General features: G+C 54.0%; 10 protein-coding genes, 1 tRNA gene and 1 pseudogene. 4 read left to right on the top strand and 8 right to left on the bottom strand.

Going from position 1 to position 12,625, the window contains the following annotated elements:
* Positions 1-290: 290 nt before the first annotated feature.
* Complete coding sequence (locus IEY52_RS19385) at positions 291-1,949, bottom strand: tetratricopeptide repeat protein (RefSeq protein ID WP_189005567.1); 1,659 nt, start codon at positions 1,947-1,949, stop codon at positions 291-293.
* Positions 1,950-1,981: 32 nt separating this feature from the next.
* On the opposite strand from IEY52_RS19385, the gene IEY52_RS19380 reads away from it, so the two are divergent.
* A complete protein-coding gene (locus tag IEY52_RS19380) occupies positions 1,982-2,230 on the top strand; it encodes a hypothetical protein (protein WP_189005565.1) in 249 nt (82 codons plus the stop codon).
* A gap of 89 nt (positions 2,231-2,319) precedes the next feature.
* On the opposite strand, the pseudogene kbaY reads toward IEY52_RS19380, so the two are convergent.
* From kbaY to thrC, 5 genes and pseudogenes are all read right to left on the bottom strand, one after another.
* A pseudogene (gene kbaY / locus IEY52_RS27195) lies at positions 2,320-2,445 on the bottom strand (tagatose-bisphosphate aldolase subunit KbaY); the annotation flags it as partial.
* A gap of 420 nt (positions 2,446-2,865) precedes the next feature.
* A complete protein-coding gene (gene fba / locus IEY52_RS19375; protein WP_189005563.1) occupies positions 2,866-3,783 on the bottom strand; it encodes a class II fructose-1,6-bisphosphate aldolase in 918 nt (305 codons plus the stop codon).
* Between the two features lie 224 nt (positions 3,784-4,007).
* Complete coding sequence (gene hemC, locus IEY52_RS19370; protein WP_189005561.1) at positions 4,008-4,910, bottom strand: hydroxymethylbilane synthase; 903 nt, start codon at positions 4,908-4,910, stop codon at positions 4,008-4,010.
* Between the two features lie 154 nt (positions 4,911-5,064).
* Complete coding sequence (thrB, locus tag IEY52_RS19365) at positions 5,065-5,979, bottom strand: homoserine kinase (RefSeq protein WP_229684875.1); 915 nt, start codon at positions 5,977-5,979, stop codon at positions 5,065-5,067.
* 221 nt (positions 5,980-6,200) lie between these two features.
* Positions 6,201-7,253: a threonine synthase gene (thrC, locus tag IEY52_RS19360; RefSeq protein ID WP_189005558.1), complete on the bottom strand. Its 1,053-nt coding sequence runs from the start codon at positions 7,251-7,253 to the stop codon at positions 6,201-6,203.
* A 432-nt stretch (positions 7,254-7,685) separates the two neighbouring features.
* On the opposite strand from thrC, the gene IEY52_RS19355 reads away from it, so the two are divergent.
* Both IEY52_RS19355 and IEY52_RS19350 read left to right on the top strand, forming a co-directional pair.
* Positions 7,686-8,675: an NAD-dependent epimerase/dehydratase family protein gene (locus tag IEY52_RS19355; RefSeq protein WP_189005556.1), complete on the top strand. Its 990-nt coding sequence runs from the start codon at positions 7,686-7,688 to the stop codon at positions 8,673-8,675.
* Entirely contained in the window at positions 8,654-9,298 is a 645-nt protein-coding gene (locus IEY52_RS19350; protein WP_189005554.1) for a hypothetical protein, read from the top strand. Before IEY52_RS19355 ends, IEY52_RS19350 begins: the two co-directional genes overlap by 22 nt.
* Positions 9,299-9,301: 3 nt before the next feature.
* On the opposite strand, the gene IEY52_RS19345 is transcribed toward IEY52_RS19350, so the two are convergent.
* Complete coding sequence (locus IEY52_RS19345) at positions 9,302-11,542, bottom strand: PAS domain-containing sensor histidine kinase (protein WP_189005552.1); 2,241 nt, start codon at positions 11,540-11,542, stop codon at positions 9,302-9,304.
* Between the two features lie 318 nt (positions 11,543-11,860).
* Here IEY52_RS19345 and IEY52_RS19340 point away from each other — a divergent pair.
* Positions 11,861-11,937 (top strand) — tRNA-Arg (locus IEY52_RS19340).
* Between the two features lie 241 nt (positions 11,938-12,178).
* Here the strand turns inward: IEY52_RS19340 and IEY52_RS19335 are convergent.
* Positions 12,179-12,601, bottom strand: coding sequence for a universal stress protein (locus IEY52_RS19335; RefSeq protein ID WP_189005550.1), 423 nt, complete (start codon positions 12,599-12,601; stop codon positions 12,179-12,181).
* Between the last annotated feature and the right edge of the window lie 24 nt (positions 12,602-12,625).

Genomic DNA, 12,625 nt, shown 5'->3' with positions numbered 1-12,625 from the left:
TTTTTTTGGTTCTCACAAGTCGAATTTTACTGCTGCCCTGCTTTTTGCCTGCCCCCTGCGGGATCATCGCAGCGGACGACCGTATGTCGCTTAAACAGCATATAAGCGATTTATAAGCGGTGGCCTGCTATCTTAACCCTGTGCTGTGCGAGTGGATGAGCACCCCAACTCACACGTATGTTTTTGAATTCTGTTCTCTCGTATCGATGGACATGGCACCTCAGGCACACTCCCCTGACGATCACCAGAAATCGCTCGAAGCGGACACAGCACAACATTTTAAGTTCACGTCATTCGCTGAGCTTCTGGTTGAGTTCGATCACCCAGTCGCTCCCACTGGAAGGGAGGAAAATGCCTTTGAACGTCGAGTTCTCACGAATAATGCTTTCCAGATCCCAATGTATTGGCAAATCCGCAACCAGAATGTATTTTTTTGATTTCTTATCAAATTCAATCCGAACAGCATCCATTTTATCATTCAATTGATGTTTTATCTGATGAAAATAGTTACGCCCCTTGTCAGGCTCCATTTCTCCGAACACATCAGTGACGATTTCAGATATTCTAGCACCATTTTTGTATTTTAAATAAGCGATAATTTCCACAATTTTCCTGAAAGGCAAAGCGATTGCTTGATTTTCTATCAATAATTCTTCTCTGTCTATAGTAACAAGTTTTATTTTTTCGTTTTTCTCTTCCATCAAATTTGGATATTTTTCACCAACAAAAGCAAACGACCTGGGCAAGTAATACCATTCAGATCGCATATGGTAATAGAATTTGTAGTAAGTAATATTCATCAAAACCTCTTCAATTTTATCTGAAAATTTTTCAGGATATGCCGAACAGTAAATTTCAGACAGGATCATGCCAGCACGGAGCCAGAGTCCAATGTCACCTTCCTCTTTGCAATACCCCTCAATTTTCATTAGATCCAAGACAACATCATCAGCGGTTCTTCTATCCAAAGCAAAGTCATTGTAAAGGATTCTCAGAGAAAGGTGAAAATCTCCTACTTTAGATATAGCAAGATCCTTTGCTCTGGATTCTTCATGAAAACATTCTATCTTTCTTCTCTGCAAAGCATAGATGCTGGACAGCAAAACCCTTGCCTGCAATTCCATTTCTTTGGAAATGTCATCTTGAAGCAAAGCAATGACTTTTTTGTAAGAATTTATTGCCTCATCCGTCTGATTTCTGATTCTATAGATGTGCCCCATGTACAGATCTGCCATATGGTGAAATGCACTGTATTCATCTTTTTGCAGAAGTTCCTTGATCAATGGCACAATTAAAGAGTATTTTCCATTTTTGTAATACAGCGCGATCCGCGAAAGCTTAATGCTTATATTATATTTGTAGGATGAGATTTCATCTGCTCTGTCCAGATAATAGATGGCAAGTTTTGCATCACCCATATGGTCATAGGTATCAGACAATTCAAAAAGGACTTTGGGGGCAATAAAAGGAAATTCCGCCAGACCCTGAATGGTCCGCCAGGCTTCTCTGGCATGTTGCAAAGAACCTTCACTGTCTTTTTTCATCACAAGAACTGTACTGGCATTGCGGTACCACAAAGGACGATTGTAGCCCTGCAATTGCTCAGGGTCAAAAGAATCCAGCGCCATTTCCGCATCTTTCTGAGAATGCACAACCAAAAGTGGCCTTACCATGTCTATTCTGGCCTCAACGCAACCCATCTCGATGGCACGGGTATAGTGTTCAATGGCACGTTCACAGTGTCCCAGTGACATCAAGCATTGTCCGAACCATCTTTCATCCTGGGCTGTCAGATGGTCGAGTTGAGCAAAGAGTTGCATGGCCAGCAATTGTTCTCCCATGAATTCACAGACCTGAAAATCACTTTCTATTTCCAGAGCTGGGCTGATGGAAAGACACCGGCGCTTTGTCTCGTATAAACGTGCTTGCACATCTGTGGAATCCCTCATGCTAGAGTACCTTTGTCTTTTCAGGAGGACGTATGAAAAAGAAAACTGTTTTGATGTTTGCAGCCGCAGCCGTATTTTCTTTGTTGGGACTGATTGCCAAACCAGTGGCCCCAACCTCTGAGGCGCACACCCTCCAAACCGATACCCTTCTGGCGGTATGCGAAACCACCATCATTGGTAGAGGCTCAACTGGAGGTGGCAACACCGGTGGCGGGGGCAGCATTTGGTTTCCTTCTCCTACACCCTGTCCAAAACCCCCCAAAGAGCCCATCTTCGTGTAGACACCAATTTTATGCTGTTCATGGCATAAAAGGAATGACCTGATACAAAAAGAGATTCCTGCAAATGCAGGAATCTCTTTTTGTACCGATCAAGTGACAGACCCAAGCACACGCAGTTTGTGCTCCACCCGTTCGCCCATCAGGTCGCGGGCTGGGCCGAGGATCTTTCTGGGGTCAAACCCTTTGGGGTTCCTGGCAAGGGCTTCGCGCACACCACGGTGAAGGCCAGCGGCAAGTGCTCAAGGATGGAGAGAAACACAGCACTGGATGATTCATCCATGCTCAAAGAACTGCAGCTTTCTCAAATGCACCTGGGTGTTTCATTCGCTGTATTGCACTCAAAACATGCTTCCTGAATCCACTGCGTGCTTCTTGACCCTGTTGAGCACTTCTTTGCTCTGAATGCGCTTTGGGGGCGACAGCGCTGTTTTTGAGGTACCCTCCTCCGTGTCGCTCCCGGGCCGGACGGGTTCGCACCTGGCGCTTTGCTCAGCAAAAGCATGACACTGCTATTGCGAACATCAATAGAGTCCAGATGTCGTCAATTCAATCACACATAAAGCATGACAACATCCCATACAAGAAACAAAAAATCCCGCCAAAGCGGGATTTTGAACTTCCAGTCAGGTCTAAATTCAGGCTTTCCCGACAGACCCGAGCACGCGCAGTTTGTGCTCCACCAGTTCGCCCATCAGGTCGCGGGCTGGACCGAGGATCTTTCTGGGGTCGAACTCTTTGGGGTTCTTGGCGAGGGCTTCGCGCACACCCACGGTGAAGGCCAGACGCAGGTCGGTGTCCACGTTGACCTTGGCAATGCCGTGCTGGGTGGCCTGCTGCAGGTCCTCGTCAGCAATGCCGAAAGCGTCACCAATCACGCCGCCAGCAGCACGCAGGCGCTCGACAATGTAGGGGGGCACGCCGCTGGAGCCGTGGGCCACCAGGGGAATGCTCAGCAGCTGGGCGCACTTCTCAATGCGGCTGTGGTCAATGAAAGGACGGCCTTTGCCTTTGTAAGCGCCGTGAGAGGTGCCGATGGCAATGGCGAGGTAGTCCACGCCAGTGGCTTCCACGAACTTCTGGGCTTCTTCGGGGTTGGTGAGGAAAGCGTCTTCTTCGCTGACCTCGATGTGCTCCTCGATGCCCCCGAGGCGGCCAATTTCGGCTTCCACGGTCACGCCCATGGCGTGGGCGGCTTCCACCACACGCTTGGTTTCGTGGGCGTTCTCTTCAAAGCCGTGGTGGCTGGCATCGATCATCACGCTGGAGAAGCCCAGGCTGATGGCTTTCAGGGCGCTCTCGTAGCTGGAGCCGTGGTCGAGGTGCAGGGCCACGGGCACGGTGGCGCGGGTGGCCAGGTCGATGACCACATTGACCAGGTCCTTGCCACCGTATTTGAGGGCACCCTCGGAGATCTGGACGATCACGGGGCTGCGCAGTCTTTCGGCAGTGTGAATGATGGCCTGGGTGATTTCCAGGTCGTTGGTGTTGAATGCGCCAACACCGTATTTTCCTTCGCGGGCAGGAACCAGAATTTGAGAACCAGTAACGAGCATGTTGCCTCCTAAAGCAAGATTTTAACGTGCCAACCGAACCCCGAAGCACATCTGTCTATCAGGGCTGAACCTCAAAGATCTTAACACACCCCCCTGTTCTTCCCTGGACAGGTTTGATCCGAGAATTGCTCAAAATCTCAAATTCCGTGCAGCACGACAGATTTCAGACCCATCAAAAAACACCTCCATTTCTGGAGGTGCAAATGTGTTGCTCTGGAAAAGCGTTACTTCACCAGTTCTCTTGCGCCCTGTTGCAGCATGCCTTCTGCGAGTTCTTCGCCCAGGGCTTCACACTCTTCAGGGTCCCCTTCGATGGAAGCGCGGATCACGGTGCTGCCATCTGGAGCGGCAATGGCCCCTTCCAGCTTCAAAGCACCTTTTTCGATGGTGGCCAGAGCACCCACCGGGGCCATGCAGCCCATCCCGATGGCGTGCAGGAAGCTGCGTTCTGCAGTGATGCGGTCATCGGTGTCTGCATCATTGATGGAGTAGGCGGTTTCAATGACAAGGTCATCGTCTGCGCGGGTTTGCAGGGCCAGTGCACCCTGTCCTGGGGCGGGCAGCAAAATGCCCACATCCAGAAACTCATCGATGCGGTTTCGGAGGTCCATGCGGATCAGGCCTGCAGCGGCCAGCACGATGGCATCGTATTCACCGCGACCCAGTGCAGCCAGACGGGTGTCCACGTTGCCGCGCAGGTCACGGAGTTCAAGGTCAGGGCGGTAGGCTTTCAGCAGGGCCTTGCGGCGGGTGCTGCTGGTGCCCACAACTGCACCCTGAGGGAGGTCTTTGAGGGATTTCATGCCAGAACGACCCACCAGGGCATCGCGGGCATCCACACGGCGGGGGATGCTGGCGATCTCCAGTCCTTCGGGGTTCTCGGTGGGAAGGTCTTTGAGGCTGTGCACGGCAATGTCAATGCGACTGGCCAGCAGGGCTTCTTCAATCTCTTTGGTGAAGAACCCCTTGTCGCCTTTCAGTGCGCCCTGTTCTTTGTCTCCCCGAGTGGTGATGGTCTGAATTCGGAATTCAATCTCGGGCCATTCTTCTTTGAGGCGGGCGACGATCTGGCGCGTCTGAGCGAGTGCAAGTGCGCTGCCGCGTGTGCCAACGACGATTTGACGCATACGCGTACCAGTATAACGGAATACTTTCGTTTGTGTAGTGCAGAAACAGGGTTTTGAGACGGCAGAAGGCAAAAGGCAGAAGGCAGAAGGCACAAAGAAACCCGAAAGGATGTCCTTTCAGGTTCGGGTTTTGAAGCTTCTGGGGCTTACAGATTCAGTTTTCTGGGTGCAAAGAAACCTGCACTCCAGCGTTGTCCAGAGGCAACTCTTCCAGCAGGGCCGTCACACCATGTTGCTCCAGCACGCCCGTCAGGAAAGCTTTCAGGGCAGACACATCACTGTTCGCCTCGTAGAAGCACAGAACGCTGGGGCCTGCTCCGCTGAGGGCTGCGCCCAGAGCGCCATGTTCTGGAGCACCTTCCAGCAGTTCCAGCAGGCCAGGAACCAGCGCTGCACGGTAAGGCTGGTGCAGGCGGTCCCGCATGGCTTCTTTAAAAACAGCAAGGTTTCCACTGGCCAGACCTGCAGCCAGCAAAGCAGCATGGGAAAGCTGGAACACCATGTCAGTGCGGGAGTAGGTGTCAGGCAAAATCCCTCTGGCCTTGGAGGTTTCCAGGGCATACTGGGGCACCACCAGCAGTGCCCTGAGGTTTTCAGGAAGCTGGAACTGCAGGTATTTTGCCCCCTGTCCATCAAAAGTGGCCACCACTGCACCCCCCACCAGCGAAGCTCCTGCATTGTCCGGGTGTCCTTCCAGACGGCTGGCCAGATCAAAGAGGCTCTGGGTGTCCAGGGGCCGATCCAGCAGCTCATTGGCGGCAACCATGCCTGCCACCAGAGCAGCCGCGCTGCTGCCCAGACCCCGTGCCAGAGGAATGCCACTCTCAATTTCCAGGCGCACCGGAGGGAGTTGCTGTCCTGCCGCCTCAGAGAGGGCCAGCATCGCCTGATACACGATGTTGCTTTCATCTCTGGGGGTGTCTTGCAGGTCTGGCCCGATGGGCACAATTTCCAGGGCATCCTGCACCTTCACCCGGACGGTGGTGTACAGGGCAAAACTGATGCCCACACAGTCAAATCCAGGTCCCAGGTTGGCACTGCTGGCAGGGGCTCTGACTTCAATGGTCATTGCGGAGGTCATTGCGGAGGTCATTGCGGGCATGGGTGTCCTCTGGAGAATCTGGGTGGGCTGGGTGGGCAAAACATTGCTTTCCATGATATGCCCTCAGGATAGCAAAGGGGATTTCGGCAAGGAGACAGAAGGCAAGACAGGAGACCCACCTGGAATCCCCTGTCTGTGTTTTTGTTTTTTCTGCACAGGGTTTTCACCCTTGCAGCTGTTTTCTTAAATTATTTTTGTTTGATGACCGCCATGACACTCTCCAGATCTGCTTTGACCACCACAGGTTGAGCGTCCACAGCTTTGATGGCGGTGTTGGGGTCTTTCAGGCCGTTTCCGGTCAGCACGCACACGATGCGTTTGCCTTTCAGTTCTTCCAGACGGCCCTGGCTTTCCAGTTTCAGGATGCCTGCAACGCTGGCTGCACTGGCAGGCTCACAGAACACCCCTTCCAGAGCGATCTGGCGGTAGGCTTCCAGGATCTCATCGTCCGTAACGCTGTCAAAGAGACCATTGGATTCTGCAACGGCATCTTTTGCAAAGTGGGCAGATGCAGGATTCCCGATGCGAATTGCGGTGGCAATGGTTTCAGGGTTGTCCACCTTGTGGCCCAGCACCAGAGGCGCAGCCCCTGCAGCCTGAAACCCGAACATGCGGGGCAATCTCTCATTTTTGCCTGCTTCTTTGTACTCTTTAAAGCCCTTCCAGTATGCAGAGATGTTGCCTGCATTGCCCACAGGAATGGCCAGCACATCAGGAGCATCGCCCAGCACATCCACCACTTCAAAAGCAGCGGTCTTCTGGCCTTCCAGACGGAAGGGGTTCACGCTGTTCACCAGGGTGATGGGTTCCACAGCGCTGATTTCCCGCACCAGATCGAGGGCTTCATCGAAGTTGCCTTCAATGGCAATGATCTCTGCGCCATAAACCATGGCCTGGGCCAGTTTGCCCAGCGCAATGTTGCCGTTGGGGATCAGCACAATGCAGCGCAAACCACTGCGGGTGGCATAGGCAGCAGCAGCAGCAGAGGTGTTCCCGGTGGAAGCACAGATGATGCTCTTTGACCCGGATTCCAGTGCTTTGGCCACAGCCATTACCATGCCCCGGTCCTTGAAAGATCCGGTGGGGTTCAGGCCTTCATATTTCAGGTAGAGGTCCACCCCCAGGCGTTTGGACAGGTGGGTGGCATGAATCAGGGGGGTGTTGCCCTCGTGCAAGCTCAGGAGGGGGGTGTTTTCATTGACGGGCAGGTACTGGCGGTATTTTTCAAGAAGTCCGGACATGTGTGTTCCTTTGCTGAAAGCCACAGGTGGCCCCAATGGTTGTCCCTGAATCGAGACAAAGAGAGTACCACCAGCCTAACGCGTTGGCGGAAAAGGGCGGACCTTACATCTAAGCAATTCTGGTTGAGGGCCGAGGGCTGAGAGCCGAGAGCCGAGAGCCGAGAGCGTAGGATGCCCAAAGCAAAACCAGCTGTCAATCTTAAATAGTGATCAACCCTGAGCATTGGCTTAAGCTTTACAAAATTGCCCTCGGCCCTTGGCCCTCGGCTTCTCTTGTTACTGACCTGAGCAGATGTTGTTTAAACCTCGCTTTCGTGTCCTGACCTTTCCATTCGCTTTGCTCAAGCAGAAGTGAGTTAAACTCACTTCTGCTGAAAGCAGTAAGATGAAACAGATCAACCCTTTACAGCCTCACTCACAAAGGAGACCAAAATGAACGTTCTGGTGCTGGGAGGAAGCCGTTTTGTCGGCTGGTACATTGTTCACAGTTTGCTCAGGGCAGGACACCGGGTCAGCGTGTTCAACCGGGGCCGCAGCAACACCGACCTTCCCGAAGAGGTGGAGCAACTGGTCGGAGACCGCAACACCAACCTTGCTGCGCTGGAAGGCAGAAACTGGGATGCCGTCATTGACGTCAATGCTTATGTGCCCAGACAGGTGCGTCAGGTGGTGGAGGTCCTGAAAGGACGTGTGGAACATTACCTGCTCATTTCCACCATTTCGGTGTATGCGGACAGCGCAGAGCCCCCGATTTCTGAAGACAGCCCGGTCATTGAACTGGAAGACAGAGACACTGAAGCCGTCACCGGAGAAACCTATGGTGGCCTGAAAGTGCTGTGTGAGCGCACACTGGCAGAGTTGTGGGGCGAGAAGCACACCATCCTTAGGCTGGGTCTGGTGGTGGGAGGCCGGGACATGACCTTCCGTTTCCCTTTCTGGGTGAAAAAAGCCCTGGAAGGGGGCGAAATGATTGCCCCAGGAAAACCTGTCAGCCCTGTGCAGTTTGTGTTTGTGCGGGACATCGCAGATTTCACGGTGCACACCCTGGAAAAACACCTTTATGGCACCTTCAATGCTGCACGTGAACCCGAGTTGTGGGGAGAGGTGATGCGTGAGATCGTGCACCAGGCAGGCACCCATGCCTCCCTCACCTGGGTGGACAGCACGTTCCTGCTGGAGCACGGGGTGCGCCCCTGGGTGGATTTGCCGATCTGGCTCCCTGAGCAACCGGAATTTCTGGGCATGCTGAGTGTCAGCGACAGGAAGGCAAAACTGAACGGCATGCCCTCCTCACCTCTGTCAGAAGTGGTGGCAGACATGACCACCTGGGCCAGAACCCAGCCCGATGAGGCTTTCAAAGAAGGGCTCTCTCAGGAGCGCATCCAGGAGATTTTGAAACAATGGCACACCCTGCACCCCTGAAACCCACTCTTTTGGCTTTGCCTGTTCTGCTGGGCCTCGCCTGCAGCACAGCCCTGGCTGCAGACACCATGGCGGACTGGAAACAATACACCCTCACCTCTCTGGTGATGGCAGAAGACCGGGCCGCCGCAGGAAAAAGCCTGTCTTTTCCGTTGCCCTGCCAGAACTTGCCTGCCAACACCCGCCAGCCAGCCAGCCTGAAGAGCTGCCAGCTGATGATGGATCCTTCTGGCAACGGATTTAAAGCCACCGGGGTCAGCAAATCGGGCCAGACTTATGCTGTGACCAGCACGGGAATCCGCAAAAAGAATTCAGGGGTCAATGTGGATCTGGTGCGCATGTCCTACCAGTTCCTGCAGGACACCCAGTTGCAGTCTTACGTGCTGCAAACCCGTCTGAATGTGGCCCTCTACCTGACCGGTCATCAGAGCCTTGAAGGGGTGTTTGGTCCCTGCGCAAAAGTGCCCCGCAATGCAAAGCTTCCTCCAGAAGTGTTGCGCTGTGAGGTCCTGAAAAGCAAGAGCACCTTCACCATCCAGGCCAGCGGAATTCGGGGAACGGTTGCCACCGTAACAGGTTCAACAGGCACCATCAAATTGAAACCCGCTGCAGAAAAACCCTGAAACTCAGGCCTCCATGGGACGGATGGGGAGCATCACCCTGGCGGTGGTTCCCCGTCCCACCTCGCTTTCCAGCGTGATGCTGCCCTCATGCTGCTCTGCAATCCATCTGGCAATGGACAGGCCCAGACCGGTGCCTCCAGGATCTTCACCCATGTGCTTTGAAGTGTCTGCCCGGAAAAACCGCTCAAAGACCCGGGGCAAATCCTCTACGCTGATGCCCACCCCTGAATCCTCAATGCAGAGCTCTGCCCCATCTCCTTTTTGCTTCAGGGACATGCGGAGGGTGCCACCTTTTGGGGTGTATTTGGCAGCATTTTCCAGCAGGATCAGGGTCAGTTGCTTTAAACGGTCATGGTCGCCGGTCAGCAGCACCTCGTCGATGTCCTGCAACTGAAACTGATGGTCGGGTTTGATGCGTTCCAGGTCCCGCCACACGTCCAGCACCACATCATGCAAAGGCACTTCGGTTTCACGAATGCCCAGACCGCTGTCTCCACGGGCCAGTTGCAGCAGGTCACTGACCAGACGGCCCAGACGGGCTGTTTCCCGGTAAATGTCCGAAAGGATTTCTTTCTTTTCTTCTTCCGGAATGTGGGCATAGCGCATCAGGATTTCGGTGTTGCCCTGGATGCTGGACAGCGGGGTTTTCAGTTCGTGGGAAGCATCTGCCAGAAAACGCTGCTGGGCCTCCATCAGTTGCCGGGACAGGGCCTCGCTCTGCATCAGGGAAACCTCGCCCTGCTTGCGGTCATCGATGTCGATCAGGGCCCCAATGAACCCCTTGAATTCCCCCTCACGGGTGATTCTGGGGATGCCCCGGTTGACCAGCCAGCGGTACACCCCATCATGGCGGCGCACCCGCATTTCCAGGTCAAAGGGAATCAATTTCTGGTGGGCTTCACGGGTCACCTGCAAACAGCGTTCCACATCGTCCGGGTGAATGGATTCTGCCCAGCCGTAACCCAGGTCCTGTTCCAGCGTTCTTCCTGTGAAATCCAGCCAGCTGCGGTTCAAAAAAGTGCAGTACTGTTCAGGTGTTGCCATGAAGATCATCACCGGAGCCTGGTCTGCCACCAGTTGAAAACGCTGCTCGCTCTCCTGCAATTCCTGCTCGATGCGCTTGCGTTCGGTGATGTCCAGGTTGACACTGAGCACCATGCTGACCTGCCCCAGAGCATCCCGCGAAAACACGGTGGAACGGGTGTAAATCCAGCGCCAGGATCCATCTTTGTGCCGGATGCGGTACTCCCCTTCCAGGCTTTCCCCATCGGGCAGATCTGCCCTTTGCTGCCCTTGCAGGTGGGCCTCTTGCAGTTCATCTGGGTGCAGCAAACCCATGATCTGGGCTTCGGTCATCTGCTGGGCTTCCTCTGCGCTGTACCCCAGCATTTCCCCCAGGTAACGGTTGGAGTACACCATCCGGTTGTGCTGCACATCCCTTAGCACAATCAATGCTGGCGTGGTTTCTGCAATGCGCTGCACAAAAAGCTGGCTTTCCTGCAATTGCCTTTCGGCTTCTTTCTTCTCGGTGATGTCCTGCAAGAGGGACCCCACCCCGATGATGTTCTGCGCCTCATCCCGCACAGCAAAATGGCTGCGTTGCAACTGCCGCCTTCCCAGGGCAGGATCCCTGGCCTCCATCTGGTATTCCACATTGCTGAGGGATCCTCCGGTGTGCAGGATCTGCCTGAAGGCCTCCTCCACTTCCTGCTGTCCACCCCGATACACCTCAGAAAAACGCTGTCCCAGATAAGCACTGGCTGGATAGAGGGTGTACTGCAACATGTGCGGATTCAACACCTGGAACCGCAGGTCCTGGTCCACAAACCCGATGCCCAGCGGAACACTCTGCACAATGGACCGCAACATCTGCAGTTCCCTCTGCTGGTCCTCGGTGAACACCCCCAGCCACCCGGTCCGGTGGCCCTTCTGGATCACTGGAGACATCACTGCTTTCCAGCACTGCACTTTTTTGATTTCAGCTGCAGGGAGCATCAGGTTCAACAGCAATTCAAAGCGTTCTGTTCCAGCCAATCCCTGCTGAAACAGCTGGCGGACATCTTCATGCTGGTCTTCAGGAAGCAGACCCAGCCAGCCTTCTCTTCCAGAGGGAAAATGCTGCAACCAACTGTCGTTGCACACCCAGTGAACCCCATCTGCAGACAGCATCCAGGCCGGAAAAGGGAGGGCCTGAACCATCTCCAGGGCCTGCACTTCCTGAAACGACAGGTGTTCGGTGTTCATGCCAGCTTCCCTCCCTGCAACCTGACTCGCAATACGCCCAGCTCCTCCCGAAATCCAACAGATGCCAGGAGAATGCAGAAGCAGAACGTCCTTTGCTTTCATTATGAAACGCACAGGGGCATGAAGGGAAGCAAGGAATTGAACAGACAGCAAAAATGCATCAGAAACCGGGTTGCTCAGGGACCAGAATTGTGGTGTTGTGCTCAAAAACATGCACAACACAGCACTTCTGAAATTGGCTCCACCTTCCAGACCCTTCACCCAGCCCAACTTTGCTTTGACCTCGCAGAAAGAAAGCAGTATAATTCTGACCCGAAAGCGCTCGTAGCTCAGACGGATAGAGCGAGGCACTCCTAAGGCTTAGGTCACAGGTTCGACTCCTGTCGGGCGCACCAGATTCTCCCAGTGAAACCCTCACTGGGATTTTTTTGTGGGGCTTGCATGTGTCGTGCCTGATTCACTCCCAAGCAGTGTCTTTTCGGGGTCACAGGTTCGACTCCCATCAAACGCACCAGATTCTCCCAGTGAAACCCTCACTGGGATTTTTTTGTGGGGCTTGCGTGTGTTGTGCCAGATTCACCCACCAAAACCCCCAGAAAAACCTTATGGGGATCTCTATTCAATGCCTGAGAGGAACTAATGGGGATCCCGTACCACCATCACGGGAATGGGAGAACTGCGCACCACGGCTTCTGCCACACTGCCCGAGAAGAAATGGTTGAGGCCCTTTCTGCCGTGCGTCCCCATGAAGATGTAATCTGCCACAAAATCCTTCGCAGCTTTCAGGATCTCATCTGCGGGGCGTCCGGTCACAAAGAGGACTTCCTCTCCCTGGTATTGCACATCCCTGAGGCGCTTCATGGCCGCGTCTTTGATGTGCTCCTGGGTTTCCTGCAAGACATAAGCAGGAGAAAGGGCGTCCATGTAGGGGGTAAACGCAGCACCTGCATCAAACACATGCACCAGTTTGATGCGGGCATCGGGCACCATCTTCCGGGCCAGATTCAGGGCCTGTTCTGCACTGGCGGAAAAATCCGTGGGAACCAGAATGCGAACCATGAGGGGCCTCCTTTGCTTTCATTG

The organism is Deinococcus roseus, assembly GCF_014646895.1.
GTDB classification, from domain to species: Bacteria; Deinococcota; Deinococci; order Deinococcales; family Deinococcaceae; genus Deinococcus_C; species Deinococcus_C roseus.
Note: the sequence above shows the minus strand (reverse complement) of the source record. Positions and strands in the feature narration are given on the sequence as shown.